This window comes from Bradyrhizobium sp. BLXBL-01 (assembly GCF_051853025.1).
In the GTDB taxonomy this organism is placed as follows: domain Bacteria; phylum Pseudomonadota; class Alphaproteobacteria; order Rhizobiales; family Xanthobacteraceae; genus Bradyrhizobium.
Genome location: NZ_CP182471.1, coordinates 1,770,457 through 1,794,966, shown reverse-complemented (window position 1 = coordinate 1,794,966; position 24,510 = coordinate 1,770,457). Strand labels below are relative to the sequence as shown.

Annotated in this window: 14 protein-coding genes; 4 read left to right on the top strand and 10 right to left on the bottom strand. The window is 58.6% G+C overall.

Annotation, left to right across the window (positions count from 1 at the left end):
- Window positions 1-51: 51 nt before the first annotated feature.
- The 5 genes from ACNJYA_RS08290 to ACNJYA_RS08270 are packed head-to-tail and all read right to left on the bottom strand — an operon-like array spanning window position 52 to window position 4,605.
- Complete coding sequence (locus tag ACNJYA_RS08290) at window positions 52-345, bottom strand: hypothetical protein (RefSeq protein ID WP_439402447.1); 294 nt, start codon at window positions 343-345, stop codon at window positions 52-54.
- Entirely contained in the window at window positions 317-2,095 is a 1,779-nt protein-coding gene (locus ACNJYA_RS08285) for a hypothetical protein (protein WP_439402446.1), read from the bottom strand. The genes ACNJYA_RS08290 and ACNJYA_RS08285 overlap by 29 nt, the downstream gene beginning before the upstream one ends.
- Window positions 2,020-2,436 carry an ATP-binding protein gene (locus ACNJYA_RS08280; RefSeq protein ID WP_439402445.1) on the bottom strand — a complete coding sequence of 139 codons (417 nt, stop codon included), beginning with the start codon at window positions 2,434-2,436 and terminating at the stop codon, window positions 2,020-2,022. Before ACNJYA_RS08280 ends, ACNJYA_RS08285 begins: the two co-directional genes overlap by 76 nt.
- Window positions 2,433-3,071, bottom strand: a complete 639-nt coding sequence (locus tag ACNJYA_RS08275) for a DUF4194 domain-containing protein (protein WP_439402444.1) — start codon at window positions 3,069-3,071, stop codon at window positions 2,433-2,435. The genes ACNJYA_RS08280 and ACNJYA_RS08275 overlap by 4 nt, the downstream gene beginning before the upstream one ends.
- On the bottom strand, window positions 3,064-4,605 hold the full coding sequence (locus tag ACNJYA_RS08270; protein ID WP_439402443.1) for a Wadjet anti-phage system protein JetA family protein: 1,542 nt from the start codon (window positions 4,603-4,605) through the stop codon (window positions 3,064-3,066). Before ACNJYA_RS08270 ends, ACNJYA_RS08275 begins: the two co-directional genes overlap by 8 nt.
- Window positions 4,606-5,127: 522 nt before the next feature.
- On the opposite strand from ACNJYA_RS08270, the gene ACNJYA_RS08265 reads away from it, so the two are divergent.
- A complete protein-coding gene (locus ACNJYA_RS08265; protein WP_439402442.1) occupies window positions 5,128-5,358 on the top strand; it encodes a helix-turn-helix domain-containing protein in 231 nt (76 codons plus the stop codon).
- Window positions 5,359-5,863: 505 nt separating this feature from the next.
- Here ACNJYA_RS08265 and ACNJYA_RS08260 read toward each other — a convergent pair.
- Window positions 5,864-9,031, bottom strand: a complete 3,168-nt coding sequence (locus tag ACNJYA_RS08260; protein ID WP_439402441.1) for a metallophosphoesterase — start codon at window positions 9,029-9,031, stop codon at window positions 5,864-5,866.
- A 720-nt stretch (window positions 9,032-9,751) separates the two neighbouring features.
- On the opposite strand from ACNJYA_RS08260, the gene ACNJYA_RS08255 reads away from it, so the two are divergent.
- The 3 genes from ACNJYA_RS08255 (at window position 9,752) to ACNJYA_RS08245 (ending at window position 16,785) form a co-directional block, all read left to right on the top strand.
- Entirely contained in the window at window positions 9,752-12,976 is a 3,225-nt protein-coding gene (locus ACNJYA_RS08255; protein ID WP_439402440.1) for a hypothetical protein, read from the top strand.
- 179 nt (window positions 12,977-13,155) lie between these two features.
- On the top strand, window positions 13,156-14,457 hold the full coding sequence (locus ACNJYA_RS08250; RefSeq protein WP_439402439.1) for a c-type cytochrome: 1,302 nt from the start codon (window positions 13,156-13,158) through the stop codon (window positions 14,455-14,457).
- A gap of 144 nt (window positions 14,458-14,601) precedes the next feature.
- Window positions 14,602-16,785 carry a di-heme-cytochrome C peroxidase gene (locus tag ACNJYA_RS08245; protein ID WP_439402438.1) on the top strand — a complete coding sequence of 728 codons (2,184 nt, stop codon included), beginning with the start codon at window positions 14,602-14,604 and terminating at the stop codon, window positions 16,783-16,785.
- A 655-nt stretch (window positions 16,786-17,440) separates the two neighbouring features.
- Here the strand turns inward: ACNJYA_RS08245 and ACNJYA_RS08240 are convergent.
- The 4 genes from ACNJYA_RS08240 to ACNJYA_RS08225 form a co-directional block, all read right to left on the bottom strand.
- Complete coding sequence (locus tag ACNJYA_RS08240) at window positions 17,441-17,665, bottom strand: hypothetical protein (RefSeq protein WP_439402437.1); 225 nt, start codon at window positions 17,663-17,665, stop codon at window positions 17,441-17,443.
- A gap of 280 nt (window positions 17,666-17,945) precedes the next feature.
- Window positions 17,946-19,451, bottom strand: coding sequence for an RNA polymerase factor sigma-54 (gene rpoN, locus ACNJYA_RS08235; RefSeq protein WP_439402436.1), 1,506 nt, complete (start codon window positions 19,449-19,451; stop codon window positions 17,946-17,948).
- Between the two features lie 2,003 nt (window positions 19,452-21,454).
- Window positions 21,455-22,240 carry a helix-turn-helix transcriptional regulator gene (locus ACNJYA_RS08230; RefSeq protein WP_439402435.1) on the bottom strand — a complete coding sequence of 262 codons (786 nt, stop codon included), beginning with the start codon at window positions 22,238-22,240 and terminating at the stop codon, window positions 21,455-21,457.
- A gap of 1,133 nt (window positions 22,241-23,373) precedes the next feature.
- A complete protein-coding gene (locus ACNJYA_RS08225; protein WP_439402434.1) occupies window positions 23,374-23,997 on the bottom strand; it encodes a J domain-containing protein in 624 nt (207 codons plus the stop codon).
- Between the last annotated feature and the right edge of the window lie 513 nt (window positions 23,998-24,510).

Below are 24,510 nucleotides of genomic sequence, written 5' to 3'. Positions count from 1 at the left end.
GCCTCCACATCCTTCAGCGCCTTCTCGGCGATGGAACGATGCTTCTCCGCTTCAATCTTCTGCGCGCGCCCACCGAGGCGGGACCGGTACGCCGCGCCCCTTGCTCGCGGCGTAGAGCGGCTGGTTCTTAAGGAAGATCGAGCGGGCGACCCTCAAGTTGAGCTCGGAGCCGGGCACATTATCGCCGTCGCCGAGCTTGCCCTCGATGAACCGCACCTCGCCGTTGTGCTTGTTGAAGGCCTTCTGCTGCGTTTCCCGCTCGCCGCGGCGGCGCTCCTTCAAGTCGAGCTGAGCCTTCTTCTTGGCGCGAAGTCCGTCATCGCCGGCTCCGTCCAGCGCCGACAATCTTGCCCGCGCCTCGGTCGGCCTGCGCGGTGCAGAATGCTACCGCGCAGGCCTTCAGGCTCGCGCTCCCATCGGCGCAAAGGGACTTCAGGGCCAAGAATGCGCCATCGGCCGCCTCAGCCTCCCTCGCCTTCTGCGCAAGCACGTCCTCAAGCGCGTCCGCCTGGTCCTGCAGCGCTCTGAGCGCGTTCGCCTGGGCCGCCTTGCCGATCTTGTGCTGCGAGGGATCGACCGATCGGTGGGTCCGCACCAGGCCGTCGTCGTACAGGCCGTCCTTCATGACGGCCCTGCCCGGCTTGTTGAATTGCTCGAGCGTATCGGCCAGGCGCACGGAGCCGTAGCGCCGCATGATGAACGACAACGCATCCGGGTCATCCGTACGGAAGATCGAAGGAAACGTTCCGCGGTCCGGCTTGGCCCGGAATTGCTCCAGCTTGTTTAGGCTGACCAGCGAGGTGTGCCGAAACTCGCGGCGACCGTCCTTGAAGATCGAGGTCGCCGCACCGATGTCCGGCCTGTCGACGAACACCGCATCCCTGTCGCGGCCGAGAAGTGCCTCGGCGGCTCCCGCCCATTCCGGATCCGCGACCTCGATCAGTTCGCAGAGCACCCGCGGCGCCATGCCCTTTTGGCGGAGCCTGTGGCACAGCCGTTCGGTGTCCGGCTCAAGGTGTGCGCGCGCAACTCCGGAGTCGTGCTGTCGGATGCGTTCGAGCAGTTCGCCGCGCTGCGCGCGCAGCCGAGACGCTTCGGCGATGATCGCCTGCCTCGCCTCATCGACCTTGGCCAACCATGCCGGAGCCGCCGACACGAACGCCTCCTCGGCCGCCGAGAGCCCGTCGGACACAGCGCCGATTTCCGCAGCTTTGGCGTCGCCCACGAGTCTCTCGACGGCGGGAATGAACGCGTCGAACCCGCAGCCGTACATCGCAAGCAGTGGAGGAAGCCGCCGGATGCTTTCGACCCGGCTCCTGAACTCGGAGAGGGCGCGCTGCGCGGCCTGTTCGGCCACCGCAACGGTCTGCGACAGCTCCTTCCGGCCCGTCTTGGCGTCGTGTTCGGCAATGGCCGTCGTGAGACGTTCGATCTCCTTGTCGATGGCCTTGACGTCCTCATCGATGTCGGCGAGCTCGGCCGTCGCCGCATCGAGCTGCGCCACCTCGTTGCGCAGCCGCGCCCGCAGGTCGCGATTGGTTGCCCGAGCCGCAAGCCAACTGGCCCGCTTGGCAATCCACTCCTCGCGGAATCTGGTCTCCAGAGTCTCCTCAAGGCTCGTGAGGATCGCCCGCAATGCCTTCAGCGCGTCGAGCTTCTCCCGCATCTTGCGGATCGTCTCGCTGATGTTCCGGTAGGTCTGGATGGACTCGCGCAGCTCCTTGATGCCAATGCGGCTATCCTCGAGGATGTAGTCCCGCACGAACTGGGTGGCGGTCTGATTGTGGTCGAGCGTCATCGCATTCACGATCGACTTCTGCAAAGCGCTCGCGTTCTGCTCGCCGAACAAGGGCGCGTGCGGCACCAGATGGCGCATGTATTCGCGCACGTAGTCTCCGGCCCGGTCCCGGTGATTGACGAAATTCGCTTCGCCGACCGCCGACACGATACGCGCACGCACGTCCTCCCACTGCGCCGGGAACTGCTGCGCGCCCTTGCACTCGATGAAGTCCTTCGCGGTCAGGATCGATCCGACTGCAACGAAGAGCGCGAGCACCGTCTCCTTGCTGTCGGATTTACGTGCCTCGAGAGCCATGCCGACGTGACTGGAGGCCGGTCCCCGTCGGTATCCTCGAATCCGAGCGCGACGTAGGTTCGAGCCTCGTCCCGGCGGCGTTGGTCCTCGCCGAGCGTACCGAGGCAGTAGTCCACGACACTGCGCTTGGATCCGCTACGGGACTTTCCGCTGTCGCCCGCGACCGCGTTCAGGCGCAGAAAGCGCCGGTTGCCGCCGGTGAGAACGACCTGGGCCATGTCCAGGATCGTCGACTTGCCCGACCGGTTCTCGCCGAGCACGCCGATATGGCCGGCGACGGCGATGTCGGCGACGTCGAACAGGTGCCAGTTCACCATGGCGAGATGCCGCAACTCCATCATGCCTGATCTCCCGCGTCCCGGGGAAAGCGGACCTCCTCGCTGCGGACGTATCGCTCGAGCCGCTGCAGGGCGTCGCCACCGCTGATCAGCTTGATCATGGGGCGGATTCTGATTTCGCAGTCCTGCTGCTCGTTGTCGAAGTCACCGATCTCGACCAGGCTGCGCTGCGCTGCCTCCTTGAGAATGTCGCGGAAGCGCTGAGTCGAGATGGCGCTGCCGCCGTTGGGCTGCACCATCTCCCGATACCGGTCGAACAGATCGTTCAGAGTGGCGACCACGACCGCACGGTCTTCCATCGCGCCTGCGTTGATCTCCTGCTGCCAATAGGCGGCGAGGACGAGCATCACGATGGTTTCGTCCAATTTCATCCGCGGCAGCGGCACGTCCTCGTCCATGGCGACGATGCCCGCCCACTGCGCCTCCGGATCGCGGTGGACGCGGTAACCGCAGGTATCGAAAAAGCCGTCGACCGCGTCGCGGAAGCGGCCGTCCATGATCGAGTTGTAGACGGTGCCGGTCCGGGGGTCGCCCGCAAACACGAACTGCCGGCGCAGCAGGAAGTGCAGCGCCTTGCGCAGATCGGCGGCCTTGTCGGCGCCGGCGGAGCGCTCGATGTTCTCGAATTCGCTAAGCATGCGCCGCTCCCTTGCCAAAGCCGCTGCTAAGACCGCGGCGACGGATCACGAAATTCGCGCAGCGCAGCCATTCGCTATCGTGCGGCGGCGTGTCGGGCGACGGTTCGAGTTCGAAGTTTCCGGCGATCTGCGGTGGCACTTCGCCGGTGAGGGCGTACCGGCGAGCGCAGTCGAACGCGAGGAAGTCGTCGACCGTCCCGATTTCGAAGAAGCGCGCCTCCTTCGTTCCGAACGGCGGGACCTGACCCTCGAGAAACGTTCGGACGTCCTCCGGCCGCGGCGCGATGCGCGCAATGTATTCGAGCCGGAGTTGCTTCCTCAGCTCAAAGAGCGGATCCGAAGGCGGCGCCGAAAGCTCCCTCGCCTCGACTGGCCGGCGCGGCTGGCGGCTCGGTGCCTGGTGGTGCTCCGACCAGGGAGAGCGAAGCGGTTCGACGTTCCACTCCACGGTAGCGCGCTCATGGTGTCCGTCTCGCAACAGCGCGTCGAGACGACGGACGAGGTCGCCGGCGCGGCCCACCAGGCCTTGTGCGCCGCGCTCCGCGTACTTGATGGTGTTTCGGACGCGCGCCTCCAGTTGCCGCCGGAAGGTCTCGATCCGATCGAACATCTCGCCGATCTGTTCGAAGATGTTCTCGATAGCCAGCAGGTCGTCGGCCGCCGCCGTGTGGCCGTCTTCGACGCCGGTCGCCATGCTGGCGGCGGCATACTCCTCGGCCAGCACTTGCATGGTGGCCGGCGTGTAGGAAATTCTGCGCGCGAGGTCGACGATGGCGTCGCGGAACCGGTAAGGATGGTTGACGGTGAGGATGGATTCGAAATCCTTGAGCAAGAGCTGGTCGACGAACTCCTCGAAAAAGGCCTCGAGCCGGCCGCCGACGGTCTTTGATTCCATCACCGTTCGCCTGATGCGCTTGAGGTCGGCGAGAATGGCGCGCAAGCTCTTGGTGAATTGGTCCGCTTGGTTGCGAGCCTCTCGGACTGCGAGCGCGGCTTCGCGCTGCTTGCGATCGGTCACCTCCGGCGTAAGCTTCTCAACCGCTTCGAGATTAAGGCGTATCTGGACGATCAGCCCCCCGAAGCGCTGCGACAGATCCTTGTTGAGGCTCGCCAACCGCTGGATAACGAGGAGAGGTCCCATCGCCATGTCCACTGTGACGCGCAGGCCATATTCCTCCTCCTCGAGCCACCCCCAGGCGAGGAGCCGAGCATAGAGCTGCCGTGCCAGGCCAAGCGCCTTTTCACCCTTCTCGGAGGCGAGCGCGACATCGGCCCTGCGAATGCGGCGGCGACCGGCCGAAATCATTTCCGGCAGGCTGCCGAAATCATCGGCTTCGCTCCACAACGTGGGATTGGCGCGCATTACATCGTAGATGGCGTGCATGACCTGCAGAGGGGTCGGGAATGCCGGCGCCCCCGAAAAAAAACGCTCATGGAGATCGAGCAGACAAGCGGCATAGAGGTGCTTGTGATCGCGCGAGAAGGCCAAGAACGCGTCGTCATGCAAATGGCGGAACAGGGACAATGAGTGCACGCTCCTTGCGCCAACTTCCTCCCAAGAGCTGATCAAGCCGGCCTTAAACCCATGAAAAGGCGAAAGATATTAAAGCCGAGAGCAGGTTCAAGATTTGCAACTGGAAGAATGGTTCACAGTATGTTCCGGTATACTCTCGCTCGACGCGTTTTGTCGAGGCCCTGAGAGTCTCATTTTGTATGCCCATGGAGTTCCCCCGTGCTCGCGAAGGCCGGGAAAATTGAGGCGTGCACCCAGCGGCGGTTATCCGCTTTCAGGCCGAGGATTGAAACGTCTCCGCGGGATACTCACCCGGCCGGAGCACGGTCATCGTGTGTGCGGTAAGACCCGCAACCAACGTGGCGAAGTCGTTCAGATCGCTGCGTCAGGCTGTTCCTGGACGAGACGAGCGCCGATCGCACCGGCATGAGTTTTAACTCATAGCTCTGCATAGTTGCTAAGGCTTACATCGCCGCGATATCGCGTAAAAATCATATCCGTCCCATATGTGTTAAATCTCATACGGAATGGCTTGCCTGATTTTTGAAGACAATCAGCGATCTAGGACTGGCCGTCCGGGATGCCCGCCATCGGCGGAAGCTGACCCAGAAGCAACTCGCGGAGAAGCTGGGGACCACCCAGGAGTGGATCTCGCAGTTCGAGACTGGCCGGCTGAAGAATCCGAGCCTCGGAACGGCGCTAAAGGCGTTCGCCACCCTCGGGATCGACCTGAATGTCGATAAGTTTGCCGGGGCCTGTACGATAACGACTTGATACTGGGATCTCGCGCTCGACGAGCCGAGCTTCCTCAAGGGACTGCGGCGATGAGCAAATTCATGAACGTCAATCCCGATCGGACGTCGCCAGATGCGGACTCTCGACGCGCGGCAAAGCGATCGTGCAGCAATACTCGGCGTGAACGCGCCGCGCTCGGGCCCCGCGACGAGATAGGCGTGAGGCCGACGGACGCCGTCGAGGCCCGTTCCGGACGCTGAATCAGATGACCAAACAACTGATATGAACCCGCGGGCTACCGCCCCCGGTCGATCAACGGATCGAATGGTGAGCGCATCCGCACCTGAAGCGGTGGTTCGATCTGGTCAAGGCAGGCCGGGGCGTGATCCGGGCGCAGCAGCGTTCATCGAACCATGATCGCCGCCCGGCGCGACCCTTGGTGATCCATGGCCATGATCGAGTCCGCCGCCCCAAATCCGCGCCGCAAGTCCGGCGACTTGGCTCGATGTTTGACTGTAGGTGGCGCTTCATCCAGAATAAGAGCTTAGGACTTTGGTTCTTTGAATGCCTTCTTCTTCAAGGCGGATAAATAATTTCCTCGAACTCTTGGCCGAGATTCACCGGCCAAGCGCATTTCTAGCGTCACAACAAGTTCCTCAAATTTTTTGCGTGTTGCGCCCGCCAGAGGTCGTTGCCGATAATAGCTGTACAGGCGCTCGGTTATGACAGCTGTCACCCACCGTGGCGTGTCTTCCGATCCGTAAAACTCACTTATCCGGGTTATAGCTAGCGACGAGTCGATCTCGAGCAACATGAAAGAGCAGAGCAGCGTGCGAATTGCAGATGTCTTCTCGCTGCGTATCTGCTCATCGATAAAATCAACCAGCTTTTCGCTTCCAAGGTTTTGATAGGCGATCTCAGCAACGATGGTCGGCATGACATGCTTGATCGTACCCTCGATGAACCTAAATAGCTGGGACAGCTTTTCAGGGGAGAGCGTGCCTCCTTTCTTGTTCACTTTGGCGGCGACTTCGCCTCCATTATGTATATCGTGAATTAAATCATCGATTGCCTCTTTGAGGCCGGAAAGAAAGCCACGAAGAATTGTTTCCCAGCACGTCAAGCAATGTTCCAGATGCGCTGTCTTTACTTCCTTATCGACAAACTCAAGATTTCGGATGAACTCACTGTACATCTCCACTGCCATAGAAAACTTGATTACGCGATTGCTTCGGATTTCGATCCCAGTCTTCGCTTTGTCACGCGCCTCTTTCTCGCGCTTTTCGGCGATGCGCTGGTCGGCCTTATCCATCAGTTCGTCGATTTTCTCGGCCGTCATGCGTTCTTTGCGCATTTTGCTGAGCTGCGCCTGCGTAAAGTCGAGATTCTGGCCTTCGGAAAGGTAGTCTTCGAGCTGCTCAACGGAGAGAGGCGGCTCGGGGCGGTTGATGCCTTCGATTATCTGTCGCCCAAACGCGAGAAACTGCTTCTCGTGACGAAATCGCGCCGTGTAGATATCAAGCTCCTTTGTGTACTCTAGCCAGCGTTCCCCTTTGCAGATATCTTGGATATCAGCAGGGTTATCTCGGAGATACCCAGCAAAGAAAAAATCCTGAAAGCGTCGGTAGCGGAATGAGAGGGTTTCAGAGACCTCGTACAAAACGCCGCACTTGATAAACGCGCGAACAATTTCGGCTGCGTCATATCTAAGTCCTTTACGTTTGAGCAGGCCGATCACAAACTCGACCACGTCGTTTTTGGATTGGACTTCATTAGTCGTCTTAAAGTGGAAAGCTAGGTTCTGAAGGACTAGCGACTTCATGGTGAAGTCAAACTCACGACGAAGCGCTCCCGTGTAATCCATGCGACCTAAAATGTGATCGATCAAGTTCTGTAACAAAACGGCTTCGTTTAGCAGTTCGCCCTGGGACCTATTCTTCAACGCCCAAAGGATAAGCGAAACGACATAGCCGCTTCTGGGAAGGCCGATACGCTGCAACTGCTCCATCAGGCTCTGATAGCGCCGATCTTGTTCGTCTTTACTTACGAAGTAGGTATCAGACAGGGCTCTGATCGCTCCCCGACGTAACTCTCCGATGACGTACTGCTCGGTGTTTGGAAAGGCATTGCCGGAAGCCGTCGAAAGAGACTCCGTGCCGGCTGCTGCCCGGACAAATATGCACCAACGGACATTCTTGTGTTTCGTGATCAGCAAGCCGAGAGCCTTGACGCGGGGCTCGTCAAACAAATCTACGTCGTCAACAATTGCGAATACCGGATTGGTTTCAACAAAGGCTCTCGTCGCGGCACCATCTGACACTTCATTTGCATAACTGCGGAAAAGTCTCCACAGACTCCCATCCTTCGAGTCGAACTCAGCAAACTTTCCAATCAAAGGAAAGCGCGCTTGATCGCCAAAGCCTTCTGAAACCTTAACGGCGATATAGTGAGCAACGGTCGTTTTCCCAAGCTCTGACCGACCCACGATGGTGACGTTTTCTTTGCTTTTCAGAATGCCCAACAAGTTCTCGCGGTCATTCTCTGGAGAATCATTGACCTGTGAGGTGGGGATTGCCTGTGAAAGCCTGTTTAACGGCGGGCAAACAAAGTGTTCGTCAATATCTCTACTTTGTTCTGCAATGCCCGCGAGTGCTATCTGGTCATTTGCTAACCTTCGGATATTTGGGCGGGCTTTGCGCAGTATTGTTGAAAGTGTGTTTGTAGAGGTGCCTCCAGAGGAGGAAAATGGGTATCTGACAATGCCCTCGTCTACAACTCGCGTGGCTGGCAGGAATTTTCGACGTTGATCTGAAAATTCGTATAAGCGAACAATTGCAGTGTCGCTGCTGTCGGTCTCCACAATGCTGTAGCCGTTGAACCACTCACGGCTTCCATACAGGCAGCCGGCCTGTGAAAGTATCGCATCGCCCATCGTCGTTTTACGCAACTCGGGTCCTGGACGATGAATGTGACCGCAGGCGAGTAAGTCAAACGCAGCTTGGAGCCGCCCTTCGACAGCTACTTGGTCAGCTTCATTTAACCAATAAAGGGGATGGTGGAAGACGCCGATCTTTATGCGAGCCGAACGCAAGAGTTCGATAGCATGATCGACGACTCTTTCGCCGAGAATCAGGTTTCCCTTGTCAACGTCGTCCGCTTCGCCCGTGCAGCGCCATGCCGTGTTGAAGCAGGCGATACCTATGTCACCATCGCTTTGTTTAATGATGTAGGCTTTCAGGAAAAGATTGGTCGATATGCAGCTATCTGAAGCGGCTGCCCAAACATCACGGTAGAATCCTGACAACCGTGCAAATGGAGGGGGAGCGGAGGAAATCGGGTGAGACCAATGATCGTCGACAAACTTGTTGATTTCACTCCGATTAGTAAGTGTCTTGAGAAGGCCGGCTTCGATGTAGCCGACTCTTCGGACGACATCACGATCGATGTCATGATTGCCGGGACATATAACAAATTGGCTTTCAGAAGCGCCGGCAGCGTTCAGAAAGCGCTTGATGAACGTGGATGTGGCCGTTTGAAAAACGTTTTCATCCCCGCCGCGATTCACGAGATCGCCCGAAAAGATTACAACATCGAAAGCGCCAGCCTCGTCCCGGCGAGCTTCGATTGCTTCTATTGCAGCCTTTAGGACAATCTCCTCGTCGTGCTGGTGTTTCGCCGAAAGATGAAGGTCAGAAAGGTGCAACACTTTCATAGCAGTGCGGGTTCCGTCAATCACGAGTGGGTGGAGCGAGCTATGCGCGGAACGCCGGAGGAAAGTTACAGCCTTTCGATAGCGTCAGCCATTTCTCTGCGGCCTACGGGTCGCAGCAGGCACTCCTCAATCCTAGGTCGGCATCGCTCCTGGTAGCGTCGGCAGGGCGCGCAGCAGCACCCACACTCCGGGACTTCGTAGCCTCACAGACTACAGCAGCGGCGTTGCCGTTTTTTTGCGTTTCCGCCCGGAGCCATGCTGAACAAGAGCGTGAGGCCTTTCTTTCAAGCAGCAAGACGTCGCCATCGCGGGCGATTCCACCGCAGCGTCCACGCGGGCCATCTGGCACCCTGTGCCTGGCAAGCGCGTAACTTCCTACAGCCAACGGTGCGGTTTGTGCTCAGCGTGTGTGATAAGGCTGCGCCACCCCTCTCAAGAGGAGTCATAGGAAAGCGATTTGCCCGACGATGAACCGCCAGCCGGAGGAAAACTCTGCGATCGCCACGCAGAACATATCGACAAACCTGGCACACTCCTGTAGGGACGAGCACAATAATTGACGCGCTACCTAAGAGCGCGTCCTAAAAGTCAATCTCTTTCAAGCCGCCCGTACGCTACGGGCTGAACAATTTCGACGAGAGTTGGCGCGAATGCCTAGTACCAGAGCCTCTTTCAGTGGCTTGCCAGCAAGCTCCATAAGTATGTGAGGGAGATGACGCGATGAGTGTGCGCGAGCAGCTGTTTACCCTATTGCGCAACCTTCGATGGATAATTGTTCTGTCCGCAGCTATCTCAGTGTTGCTCTACCTGCCAGATCAGATTCAGGAGCTCTATCGGATAGCCGCGGACGACCTTGGTTGGGTGACGTTCAAGGAGTTCGCTGCCTTAGGTGTGATTGCCATCGCCATTTGGGCAAGTGCGTTTCAGCTCACAACTGCATCCCTGCCGCAAATCCCTAAGCCCTCAGGGCGCCTGGCCTTCTATATAAGACTTGCTCCCGTCTTGCTTGGAGCACTGCCGATCATCGCCGCCACAGCAGGCCAATTCGCCTCGCGACCGGCGCAAAAGATTGGAGAGGTCGAGGAAGTCGGCAGTATCTTCCGCATTCAGGACCAGGCGCTCGCGTTTGAGCGGAACATGCTGCTCATCCTCGCGATTGCCATGCTGATCATGCTCGCCTGTTTCGTGGCATTTACTTGGCGAATAGGGTCAAGAGATCGCTCGATTGATATCGCGAGCCGCGCCAACAACGCTTACTTCATCCGCTACAGGTTTCTCGCGCTCTCGATCGGCGGCATCGTGCTATTGACAGCAGCATTCGTCCTGCTGCCGGATAGGCTTGCACAATTTCTCGGATCGTTCGGCGTGATCGCTCTCTTTGCGGTTTGCGTCTTTGGTCTGGCGGTCCATTTTTCTCTCTTGACCATCAGATTTGCGTTTCCGTTTATTCCGGTTGTCTTTGGCGGCTTATTTCTGCTTGCCTCCTTATTCGGCAGTGACAACCACGAACTGCGTACCGTCTCAGAAGCAAACAGCCCACCGGAGAAAGCGCGCATGTCCGCTGCCGGCGCATTCCGCGAGTGGCTTTTACAGAAGCCGCGGGTGGAGGAAGCGAAGAGGCTCGGCGAATATCCAGTATTCATTGTGGCGGCTCAAGGCGGAGGGATCTATGCCGCCAATAACGCGGCGCGGTTCCTTGCGCGGCTGCAGGATCTCTGTCCGGCATTTCGCCAACATCTGTTTGCGATAAGCGGTGTGTCCGGGGGCAGCGTCGGTTCGGCAATCTTCGCCACTGCGCTCCACGCCGAAAATGGGTCCCTTGATTCGAATGCCGTCGATGGAAAGACATGCCCCAAAATCGCAGATTTCCTCGCCGGGGTTGGGCGGGTCCAAGATATTGATGCTCCCGGCCCGGTCGAGCAGCGCGTTGCAAGCGTCTTGGCAACGGATTTTCTGTCGCCTTTGGTCGCCGGCTTTCTGTTTACCGATTTCACCCAAATGTTTTCACCGTTTGCGATCCCGGCCTTCGATCGCGCGCGCTTTCTCGAATACACCTTGGAGAACGCCGGGGACCGAATGCTCGGCGGCCACAAGGGCACCGGCGATCAATCCAACCTGCTAAAGGCGGACTATCAGTCCCATTGGGCGCCCGGCAACAACATGCCGGCTCTATTGTTCAACACGACAGATGCCGGCAGCGGCAAACGGGCTGTCATCTCTCCGTTCGATTTTGATCCGCTGCACCCGAAGGACACGGACCTGTGTGTTCTTGCAGCGCTTGAACGCGCGGGCACCGGGGCCGACCAAACGGTCAAGAGCCACTCGCTTCATATTCCGCTCAGCACAGCTGCTTTCACGAGCGCGCGATTTCCGTGGGTGACGCCGGCAGCGACCGTCTCGGTCAAGAATGACTGCATAACCTCTCATCCGCAGGCGCGCCTGGTGGACGGCGGATACGTGGAGAACTCTGGAATTGAGACCGCGCTCGACCTAATTGAGAAGCTTAACACCATCAAGGGCACATCCGATGCGCCGAAGTTCAGGATTTACCTGCTGTCGCTCGTCAGCGGGCAATTCGGTGATCATGGGTCATTCATGTTCGGTGAGCTCATGGAGCCGGTACGAGCGCTTCTGAGCACGCGAACCTCCCGAACCTATGTCGCGCTCAATCATGCAACCAGCATTGATCGTCGGCCGGAGGTCGAAGTGACTCCCAGTGTGCAGCACTTTCCGACGTTCGGCCGGACCGACATCACAGGTTTGTTTTACAGCCTTCCACTCGGCTGGACGCTGTCTCAGAAGACCGAGGATATCATCTCATTGAGCAGCGGCCGCTTTTGGGACTGCGTTCCGAAGGACGACTTTGATCAGTCCCGCGAAAGGCAGAGCAACGCTGATTGCCTGCAGGTGAAGTTATTCCATCTTCTGAATGGATCGGTCGCGTCCGCATTTGAAACGCTTAAGGACGCCAAGCTCGCACGCGCTGCCTACGCCGGCGAGTTAGCGAAGGAATATCAACCATCTGCAAAGATCAAGCCGCAGCCGTTGCTCGCCTGCTATGAGAGCAATTGGCTGCAGAAGCGCGGTTATGAGAAGTATCAAGAAAAACTCGCCGCCTACGAGCGCCAGTTGAACGGATCGAGCAAGGACCATTCACCGGCTCCTCCACCTGTTCCGCCATATCGCAAGAGCTACATGGCCTATTATCAGGCCGAGCAGGTTAAGGCCTTGTTGCAGGAATGGGATCGCCTCGAGGAGGCGGATCCTCGTATCCTGGCCTATATTCTTGGGTCAGTCTCCTACGACAGCGCCGACTTTACGCGCAGCAGCGAGAATTTCTCGTACAGCGCGGCTTCACAACTCCCACAGAAATGGCGCGATCGCATCGACCAGAATAACGCAAAGCTTGCGGCCGCAAACAAGCCCGCGCTCGACATTGGTTCATTACTCAACCATCCCAAGGAATTGGCCAACTTCGTCCTTGGCTACGACGGCAATCTGTTCGGCAACCGACCCGGAACGGATGATGGTTGGCTGTTTCGCCCGCGAGGAATGTATCAACTGATCGGCCGCGAGCAATATCAGGAAGCGCAGGATCAAATGCAGCAGCTGGGCGAGCTCGAAGGGTTCGATCTGCTGACGCTTCCCGACGCGCTCAGGGATGCCAAGATCTCGGCCAAGGTCACTGTCGCCCACTTCCGATTGCACCGGTATAGGGACGACCGATTATCTCCGCCCAACAATCGCCGAACACTGTTCGAGTTACTCAAGGATCGTGCAAACGACTGGGCGGCCGTACGCGCGTTGCAAACGGACATGGCACATGCGCCGGTCGACAGGACGCGGGTCACTGCAAGAAGTGAGATGTTCCTCGGCTGTATTGAGGAGGCGTTGCATCCGACGAAACTCAAGACCTTGCAAAGCCAATTCTACGGTGAGGAATGAGGAGTTTAATCCCGTCGCTCGCATTGCCGTAGCGAGAGAGCGTAGCGGCGGACCGCCGCTTTTGACAGCTGATGCTTGAAGTTTTTGGTCTTACAGGGGGATTTCCAATGGTGACAAGGGGTGAAATGCACAGATTGAGGTTTCGTCGGCGGCTTGCACGACTGTTTGCGGCGGGAGTGATGTTCGCATCAGCTTTGGACGTCACAACGGCTCCGGCGCAAGCTGCATCAAAGCCGCTTGCGCCTAATGATGTGTCCATTCTCTTTCCTCCGCCGAAGTCGGCGGGCGACCTCGCCAATCTGATCGCAGTGTCCGATCTCGCCGGTCCCTCTGGATCTCCCCAGCGGCTGTTTTCCGACGCGGACTTCGCGCGCTTTATAGCCAACGCTGAAAATCCGGAGCGTCCTGGCGTGCCTGATTCGGGTGTACGTCAAATTCAGTTGCCCGATGCCGTGAAAAAGATCGACGCCTGGGTTGTGGCTGGCATCCGTATCGATCCCGGCGCGCCGGGATTGGCGCCGGATGTCATCGCCCAATTTGGCCGACAACCGCAAATCCGCCTCATCATTCAGCCGGTGACCAATGGGCCGGACGGCTTTAAGGTTCACGACACCGCGGGTCACCTTATCTTCAGTTTCACTCTCGAGGCGGATCCGCCTCTGGACGGTTGCGTGCCGTTCCCGCGGTTCAAACCGGACGACGAAGCCTTCAAGGCGATCGTTCGTGACGTCGCGACCTTGCGCGATCAGCTTGCAGCCGGACATTTTGGTAAAGTCAAAGTCTCGACTGCCGGTGATCTGAACGTGCATCCGGGCCTTGTAGGAGCATCGGCCAAGGCTTTTCGCGATGCGCTCAAGACCTTGCTTGAGAAGCATCTCTCGCCTCAGCGCCTCAACACCATGGCAGTGATGGGCATCGCGCCGCCCGAGCCGTGGATTTTCGTGTCCATGTTAAGGGTCCCGCAAGCAGGCCTAATACCCGTGCCCGGCCCGACGCTTGATGGCCTGCACGCAGCACAGATGTTCAGCATCATCGGCGGAAAACATGTCGTCCCGCAACCGCGTACGAACAATCAAAATCCGATCACCTGTCGACACGCGGCGTTGCAAAATCCGCCCTTGCCCGCCGCTGATCGCAAGGGTGTTTCGACCTCCGAGTTTATCGATGGCAACGTACCCAACAGCCGCATCATCGAGATCGTCAATACCATTGCCGATCCGAACAAGAGCCACTTCTTCAATACCGATTGCGTCAGCTGTCACACCGAGACAGCGCAGCCACTCGCCAGGAAAATTGCAAACTTCGCAGCGCTTGGCGTGAACCGCGCGGTCTGGCCGAAAGAAGATTGGAATGTTCGCAATTTCGGTTGGTTCCCGTCGTTCTTGCAGGGGGGCCCGGCGGCGGCGACAATAACCCGGCGCACGGCAGCCGAGACGGCTGACGTGGTCGCCTTCATCAATAGCCGACTGCTGAACAAGTAACAGACGCCGTGGCCGTTTGCGGCAGTCTGCCGGCTCGGCTCGACTCAACGAAAAGATTGATGGAGTGCTTGTTATGGGGAGACCTTCTTTTGGCTCTCGTTTTTATTCCTGGGTGATGCGCTGGCCTCATATCACCAGCTGTTGTTGGCAACTTTTGTTGTCGTGATCGTGGCGGCCGGCCTGGTGTATTTCGCGCCGGAGAAGGTTCGCGATGCAGCCCTTAAAATCAAGAACGACGCAAATCTGGTCGCTCAATTATTGCCTGCGACCCTGCCGGAGCCATCAAAAATCGGAAGCGCTTATTGGTTGCCGCAAAACTGGAGCTCTCGCCAACGTTACTGGTTTCACCACACGTCCCAAGGGACGGCGACCATTCCTGTCCCCTATCAGTGGTTCTTGGCCCTGGAACGCCCGGAGCCGTCCTTCTCTTATACGAGCTTGAGCGACGAGGACTATCTGCGCCGCCTGGGCTTCATCCCGAGTCCTGGCTCAATGGACTTTACCGGTAATGCGCCCTCATATGGTTATCACGACGATACACCGAATGGGGGTACCGCGACCTCCGGTTGGGCTCCAAGCGCGCCCGAGAATCCGAACGCTTTGCCGGTCGGTTTTGCCATCCTCAAGGGCGGTGTCGATCCGACGACGGGCGCCCCATATGAAGATCAGATCGGACTAACCTGCGCCGCCTGTCATACGGGGCATCTCGAATACAAGAATGTCAGCATACGGTTCGACGGTGGGCCGGCGATGGTCAATCTCGGCGAAGTTGAAAGAGTCATCGGGCTATCGATCGGCTACACACTGATGTTGCCATGGCGATTTGAGCGTTTCGCCAGCAAGCTGGAGCGGATCAAAGGGCAAAGCGTCGATCGAAAGCAGATTCGAGGCGATCTGGAGCTTGCACTTCAGAAGATCAAGAACCAAAAGGCAGCGACCGACAGACTTTTGACGGACCAGGGAGTGGCGGATCTCGACGAAGGGTTCGGTCGACTTGATGCGCTAAACCGGATCGGGAACCAGGTTTTCTATACGAACCTCCTCGATCCCGTGACTGGCGAACTCCGGGACCCACTCCTCAAGGGCAATTTCGCGCGGCACGATGCGCCCGTGAGCTTTCCGCCAATCTGGGGCACGCCGTATTTCCTTTGGGCACAGTATGACGCCTCTGTTCTCAACGAACTCGTTCGCAATTCCGGCGAGGCACTCGGTGTCAGCGCAAAAATCAACATGACAGAGGCGGCGCCCGGACGGCCGCTTTTTGCCTCGTCGATACATCTATCCGAAATCGCGCGGTTCGAAGAGCTTCTTCGCGGCGCCGATCCCTTTTCGGCGGGCGATGCAGGCCGCAGAAAATTTACCGGCCTCGTGGCCCCCCAATGGAAGGACGCGCAGGAGAAATTCCGCGGTGACCCGGCCTGGGCGACTGATGAAAAGCTCGCCGAACAAGGTCGCGATCTTTATCGCGCTCACTGCTTTGAATGCCACCGGGGCCCGGTCAACGATACTGCCTTCGACAAAAAGTGGCCGGAAGATTCGTTCTGGAGCCCAGAGAACCCCGATCGCTCAGCCAAGAATGAGAAGAATTGGGTGGAGATCGGCGGACGGCATTATTTCAACGTGGTCCAGATGCCGGTCACAGCGATCGGCACCGACCCCCAACAATCCAGCGTCCTCACGACGCGGCGCGTTCACCTACCCGAGTCACTCGGATTAAATCCTGCAGATGATCTCAACAAAGCCGGAGGTTGTGGCCTTCCGGCAGATAAAGGGGCAGATCCTCTGTTTGTACTCGCGCTCATGGACGTGGTGGGCAAGACGATTGACCAATGGATGATTGCGAACGGCACTTCTGAAGAAACTAAGCGTCAAATGTGGGGACCGAGAAAGAACTGCCAAAACCAGCGGGTCTATGTCGGGGCGCGTGCAAGCCGCAACGGGAAGGACGAAGCTGTTCTCGCCCTTGAACCTCAGTACCGGGCGCGCCCGTTGGACGGTGTCTGGGCGACAGCTCCTTATCTGCACAACGGGTCCGTTCCGACCCTGAGAGACATGTTGGTACCGCAGGGCCAGCGGCCGACGTCGTTTTGCGTCGGCAGCCGTGCGTTCGACCCGATCAATGTCGGACTTGTTACCAAAGCACAGTCGGCCGACAGTTGTGCGGCCGGCTTGACGAACTTCGATGTGTCGCTGCTTGGGAATAGCAATCGCGGACATTCCTTCGAGGGCAAGGAAACCGACTTAAGGAAACTGCCGCCGGGCGTGATCGGACCAGAATTGACCGACGCCGAACGGCGAGCGCTTGTCGAGTATCTCAAGACTCTATGAGTAAGGCGTTGCCCACCGACCTGCACGTCGGCGCGGCTACGTTGGATCTTCCCGCGGAGCCGATTCATCCCTCTGTCGGCGGCGTGCACCATCGCGGCGAGAGCGAGGACGTCGACGCCGACTTCGCTTGGATCGAGCCCGTGCTTTCGAGGTTTCCGATGACGCCGCCCCTCACCTACCCCAGAGCCCGAATGCCGCTCAGGACGTCGACGCGGAATTCGGCTTCCCAACGACCTGGGCAATCCGGTGCCGAGTCGGCTGGCCCATGCGACCGTCAAAGCATAGAAGGCGCCAAGTGCCTGGCCTGTTGCGGCGCAGACCGCATCAACAATGGATCACACGAATGTCGGCGCCACTCTAAAAGATGGGTCGCAAAACTATGTCGCACTGTGTGCACCGTCACGCGTTTGTTCAGATCCGTGCGATATGGGCCGAGCGGCACGCAGCATACAGAACGGTCGCATTAAGCGGCCGCTAACGTTCCCGGCCGGCAAATAGCCTGCGTGTCGGTCGGGTTAGCCGTCAATAGGCCCCTTAGAACGTTAAGAAGTCGTGGCGAGAGCATGACGTCCATGCCGCCTGTGCCCCTCGGCGCGGATTACCATCCGCTGTCTGTCGATATCCGGGATCACGAGGAAAGCCACTTCCGACACGCTTAATCCTGCGGCATAGACCTTGCCAGCGTTATGCGGCTCCTTAGGCTCAGGATTGCCTTCAGCAAGCTCACCACCTTCTCGGCAATCAGCACGATCGGCAGCTTGCGAGGCTCTCGCGCGTAGGCGATGCGCTCGGGAATCTCACTGTGGCCGAGCGTCACGCCGTCGAAAAAGTGCAACGCACAGACCATCTGGTTGAGATGTCGCCAAGAGATCCCTGTCACCAAAAGGTGAACCTGGAACGTATGAACATCTCCAAGCGGGAGATCGGCTAAAAAAAACTCGGCTAGGCTTCGATACCGGTTCAGATATGATCGGCTGCGTTGCCGGCGACAAACTGCCCACCGTCGTGTCCTCGAGCATGCGGCGGCTCACCTGAGGCAACAGAAAACCTCCTGTCTGAAGGGGTCGGCTCTGAGAACACTCGGATCCTGTCAGACGGCAGTCGGCGCGAGCGGCTTCGTTCAATCACCAATCAACAAATGTCGCGCCATAGACGCACGTTCAGGCAAATCCAAAGCGTAGCTTGTGGAGTCCAAATCGACGGCTGGAAGTTTCTTCCTGGAGGCCAGTTCCTGCCGATGCTTGAGTGTTGACCGTTGACCACTGCTTGTCGCGGCGGCGTTGCACCGAGGAGGGTATGCGCATGGCTTCGCGGTACTTCGCGACCGTGCGGCGGGCAATATCAATGCCCGAGGCGCGCAAGCGTTCCACGATGGTGTCGTCCGACAAGATCGCGGAGGGCTCCTCCGAATCGATCAGCTGCTTGATGTGGTGACGCACGGCTTCCGCCGAATGCGCTTCGCCGCCGTCGGCCGAGGCGATCGAGGCCGTGAAGAAATATTTCAACTCGAACGTGCCGCGATTTGTCGCCATGTATTTGTTGGCGGTGACGCGCGACACCGTGGATTCATGCATCTGGATGGCGTCGGCGACCGCCTTCAGATTGAGGGGGCGCAAATGCGCGACGCCATGGGTGAAGAACCCGTCCTGCTGGCGCACGATCTCGGTTGCCACTTTCAGGATAGTGCGGGCGCGCTGGTCGAGCGCGCGCACCAGCCAGGTCGCGTTCTGCAGCGCATCGGTGAAATAGGACTTGTCGCCGTCCTTGCCGATCTTCTTCGACAGCTCGGAATAATAGGTCTGGTTCACCAGCACGCGCGGCAGGGTGTCGCTGTTGAGCTCGACATGCCAGCCGCCGTCGGGACCCGGACGGACATAGACATCGGGCACCATGGTTTGCAGGCGCGCCGAGCCGAACTTCATGCCGGGCTTGGGATTGAGGCGGCGGATCTCGCCGATCATGTCGGCGATGTCCTCGTCGTCGACGCCGCAGATCTTGCGCAGCGCCGCGACGTCTCGCTTGGCGAGCAGATCGAGATGCTCGACCAGCGCCTGCATCGCGGGGTCGTAGCGGTCGAGCTCGCGCAGCTGGATCGCCAGGCATTCGCTGAGAGAGCGCGCGCAGACGCCGGGCGGATCGAACTTTTGCAGCACGGCGAGGACGTTTTCGACCTCGGCCTGCGACGCGCCCAGACGCTCGGCGGCCTGGCCGAGATCGGGCGGCAGATAGCCGGCTTCGTCGACGAGGTCGATCAGGTACTGGCCGATCATGCGCTGCGCGGGCGCGGTGAAGGCCACCGAGAGCTGCTCGCCGAGATGGTCCGACAACGTTGTCTCGGCCGCGACAAAAGCTTCGAGATTGTAGTCTTCGTCACCGGAGGCGCCGCCGCCCCATTCGGTATAAGTGGTCGGCGCCGCATCCTGGGCGTTGCGCGCCGCAGCCTCGGCCAGCTGTTCGCCGCTGACCTGATCGACCTCAGTCGGGGCTTCGGCGCCAGCTACATCGTCATTGGCTCGTTCGAGCAGCGGATTGCACTCGAGCTCCTCCTCCACGAAGGTCATGACGTCGAGATTGGACAATTGCAGCAGCTTGATCGCCTGCATCAGCTGCGGCGTCATGACCAGCGACTGCGATTGCCGGAACTCTAATCTCTGCGTAAGTGCCATGAAGCAAGAACCGTTACTGAAGTTGGCCCGCGTCTTGCTCATCTAGTCAAGAGCTGATCCCCCCGCTTTGATGTCGCGCAAACGCAGATGCGAGGTGAGATTTTTGATGAAGGCAGCCCACAGCTGGACACCGAAACACTTGCGGAACTCCTTCGTTAAGTTCCGTTCTCCGTGAGACTACAGAACTAGAGACTAGGACCTGGCACGTTGACCGAGCACATGCACCAACAGGACAGTTTCATTGTGGCGGCACTCCTGCGAAAGACTTTGCAGTCCGCGGCAGTTTCGGTGACTTCTGAGAGTAGCCGCGATCCTACACCATCTCGTAGGACCTCCGGCCATAGGTGCACTGGGCTTCATCGGTGCTTGCCCGCCACTCCGACAGCCATTAACTAGAGCCTTGCTGCACGCTCGGAATTGGCACGAACTTTGAAGCCAATCATGGAAGAACGTGGCTCAAGCGGATTGGTACTAAGGCTGGCGGTCAAAACTGTTGAGGTGGCGGGTTGAACTGGCGCCAGATCGGCCTTGCGCCAAAAGAGATCGCGAGGTGGTCGTCGCGTTCGGCTGTCTAAAGCCCGCCGCTTGTTAGCGCAGCGCCTGCCCCATGTGCGTCGAAAAGAAGTCCCTTGCCCAAATTGCTGAGGCAAATCGGCGGAAGATCGAACAGCGGGCACTATTGTGCCTGGCGAAGGTCCCAACGTATTCGCGTTGTCGCTTCTGGGCCTCTCACGCATCCGAATCTGGGAAGAATACCTTCCTCCTCCAAATTGGCCGGCGTGACCAGGACGATCTTGTCGGTTGTCGAGAGCCTGCGCGAGTTGCTTCGCCAGCAGCGGACTGCCGACAATCACACGGGGCGAAAGGCGTCCGCATGCGCGTAGAGCGCCATGCTGTTGCCCATGACCTCGAGCACCACCTCATCGCGGGCCAGCAGAATCTTCCCAGCCTTTGACGCACTCCGCGTCACATCAGTGCTGCCGGCGGAGCCTGCCGCCACGCCAAACGTCCCTCCGAAGCTTGGCTGGATGCCGAGTCCAATCACTCGTCTCATCGGCATCTGAGCTGCGGCGAGATGCCACCTGCGAGTCAGCGCTCTTGCTACAACGCAGTGAGTCGCAGAGGTGGCCAGCTCCCAACTCGAACTCCCGGCTCATTGCCTGTATCGCCGGACCCGCAATTCGTGCGCCCGCTGCCTCTGTGCCGATGGTAGGACCATAAACCACGCTGTAGAACACCGCAGCGGAACGTTTGGCACCGGCAGATCTCATACCGGTTACTAACACCATTGAGCGGCCGCACGAGGAGTTCAAGCGACGGATCAAGATCAAGACCGTTTGCCATCAGCGGCCGCCACGGCAATATTGTCCTGGCCTGCTCACCTCCTGCCAGATCAACATGTGGCAAGGTCGATGGCTGGAGAACCCTTACCACAATGCCTAGATAGGCAATTGACCTCGCTGAACGAGCTGGTGGCTTCACGTTGATCGAAATCGCGCCACAATTGTAAGGCGGCGCTGCCCCCGGGGTGAAGTGCACGGCTTCGGCGACCATGGCTTCGTCCACCGGCAAGCCGCTGCCATAGGGCGAACCACCTTGCCTCGGCGGATCGCATCAGGCAGCGGCACTTCGATTGCCTTGATCGATAAAGACGGGACGGCCGGCGCAGCCTCGATCGCCTCCGGACGGTTGCCGAAAAGATTGAAGATGATGTCAGCGTCTTCCGCCATCACGTTGAGCAGCCTGTTTAGCAACGCTAGATCGCTTGAGAGGCCAATTGAGTCTGGCGCAACGAGATTTGCATGCAACGACGACGCCCCAAGTCCACACCGGCCGCTGTCGAGGGACACCGCATAGGCGCGCCTGATGTGCTTGCCTGCCCAGCTATCTGGTTTGAGCCGCTCGTTAAAGCCAATTGGGATCGGTTCTCCCGATCCGCGGCAATAACAGAAGAGCCTGCCCGAGAACGGGGCCTTTGATCGTGCCTTTAAACGGGCGAGGAGTTAAATGAGGCGGCGTCGGGTTGCTTTGTGTACAGCATTTGTCCGGTTCGCCGCCCCTAGCTTTCTGACGACGTTCTTCATGTGAAAGTTGACGGTATTCTCGCTGACCTCCACAAGTCGCCCGATGACCCAGGCTGACTTTCCTTCTGCGACCCAGTATAGGCACTCTGTTTCTCGCTCGGTTAGCGGAATGTCTGTCTCGCAATCTTCATCAAGTGGCGGTGTAATCTGCGCGACAGCGTTGTGAAACGCCGACGCCAATGTCGTGAGATGAGCCATGCAATCCTGTGGATTGGCATCATCGAAGGGAGATGCAAACGATACGAACGCCAATCGGCCTTGCGATCCAAACAATGGCACGCTTATGCCATGCTTAAGACCAGCTTCTCTGGCCTCGCGTAAGACGCGCAGCTCACGGGGCTGCAGTTCATATCGACGGGTTAGTTCATCCCAAAGAAAGGGTCTTGGCAACATTGCTGTCCGCCGGACTACCGGGTCGATCGCTCGATACTCTTGCTCAGCATAGCGTTGGCACCAATCAGACGGGAAGTTTATGGTTGGCGGTGGCGGCAGATAATCCAGCAGACGACGCTCATTCGAGCAGGTGAGTGCTCCGTACGCGACCTTATTAAATCCTTCATTGCTCGCGCAATTCACAAGAAGCTCGAACAGCGCTTTGATTGATCTTGTCTGTGTAGCGCATTCGACGAAGCTGAATAGGTCTGGCCCGCGGCTTTCCCGTATGCTTGAAGGGAGTGGCATTTCGCCGTGCGATTGGTCATCCATTTCTATTTCCATTTTACTTACACAAATGTTGGCTCTGCTTGTTGCAGCTGGACGCCCGCGCGAAGGAAAGCGCCGGGCCCGAGGTGTTTGACCCGGTCCAGGTGCGCACCGATCAGTAGGTGGAGCAAACCGGCGCGGACCGCCCGTAGGTTTGAGCCAACGCGGAGCTGACTTCGTTCGTTGCCGAGCGGTCGGATTACTATCCGAGCCGCCGAATCGTCGCGTGCGTATCCAGACTCTCGAAAGAATGACTGGCAAATGATGCAGCGGTTGCGGCGGACAAGGTCAGCACTTCTCGTAAGAACATACCAACATCTAGAGCGCCGGCATAAAGAAGTGCGCTCGGCACGGAACTCTTCGCGCAGCTCGACACACCTCAGGTCACCGACCGGTGCAGCCCCCCTTAGGCGCTTGCGCATGTTGGGCCGCCACTCGCGGACATTGACAACCAGCTGCTTGATAAGGACGACAGCGTGCATGCGATCATCAGGACTTCCAAGAACCAGCATGGTGGGCACAGCAATTCTCGTACCACTTTCCGATTTGGCAAAATGGCCCTTAAGAGAGAGGCACTCAGACAAAGACGGCCTGGTCTGAGATGTTTGGAGCGGATGCGACATACGCCAAACATGCGACAACGTCTCAGGCGCGACCTCGAATTGATATGGATCAAGAGCGTGATTAAAGGCCGGTTGCCTCACCTGCATTGATGCGGAACGCGGATGGGTGTGGTCCTAAGGCGCAAGCCAGAGAGCAAGCGGCTTTCCGTTCTTGAAGTCGAGCAGCGGAGCGGCAGTTTAGTCTTGCGGAGTCTTTGAGCAGACGAGGAGCTGAGCTTTCGGCGTTTGCTGTGGCGCCCTTTGCGAACTGCCCCTTCAGGCCTCGTGAGGACTTGCCCCCTCCTTGCAAAGCCGAGAAGAAAGCAAATGAAGGAGGAAAGAATCAAAGGCTCGTCGTTGATTGATCCGGGGCGCGCTCTCGATAAAGACTCAGGCTAACGTGACGGAGATGCTTCGCCTCTCGGGCATAGGCGTGGGGGTCTGAAGCCGATTACACGCCAGCTCGGATGCAGCCTTCACACGATAGGGCTACGTCGCGGCGTGTGGGGTGAAGCCGTTCAAGTCATGTCCGGGCTAGCTCTCGCGCACCACGGTCTTCAGATAATGGTAGGCCTTGATGATCTCGACCAGGCGATCCTCCGTAGAGCGGTCGCCGCCATTAGCATCGGGATGGTGCTGCTTGACCATCGCCTTGTACTTCGCCTTGATGTCGCCGAGCGTCGCATTGGCATTCAGGCCCATCACCTGCAACGCTTTCCGCTCGGCATTCAAAATCTTGCGCGCCTCAGGCTTGGCCTCCAAGCGGGGGCGGACACCGGCGCGTCCATTCAGCTCGAGGAGCGTGCAGAGGGCATGCCAGTCGTCCTCGAAACCGGCCGCGCTGCCGGCCATTTTGCGGGCGCTGATGTTCTCGCCCATCTTCCAGGTCGGACGATGGCCGGTCAGCGCGTCGTTCTGGTAGCGCGCGACCGCTTCCGCGTCCATCCCCGAGAAGAAATCGTAGGACTGATTGTATTCGCGAACGTGATCGATGCAGAAGTGCCAATATTCACGGGCATTGCCGCGGCCCTTGGGCGCCGGATGGGTCGCTTTGTTCTGGCAACCAGGCCATTCGCACAGCGCCGCGGTCTGGCGCTCCTGCGCTTCCTTCTTGTTGATGCGAATGGAGTCGAATATTTTGGATGTGTCGATCAGCATGACCGGGCTCCGTTGGCGGAGCGGCAATTAACAGCGCCGCTTGTCTGCTAGAGAATTGGTTTCGACGGCAGGTTGGATCTGTCTCGGCCTCGCGTCTAGTTGGTGGCATGATGTAGCGGGCACTTCTTAGCAATCGACATGCCAGGACTCGCGAGCTTGGTTCAGACAATCATCTCTTTCCGATTCAGATCGACTCAATCGCAATTGCTGTCGGGTTCTGCCCATAGGGTCTTGAAGGGACCGCGGTGAATACAAGGAAAACGGGAGCTACACGGGATGGCTGGTGACGCGCTCAGAGAGGCAGCGTACCCAGGTGGATGGCGAACCTGCGAGAACTTCTCCAGGGAGCCGATGCGGGCCGAAGGAGACGATCAACATCCTGCCCTTCGGTCAGCCGTCTGCGGTTGATCATCACTGCTACAAACTCCTGCAACATAACGCGTGATCTGTTCGTCCGGGCCGTCGAGACGGAACTGCTGCAGTCCGGAGACCCCGGGCGAACCGAAGCCGCCG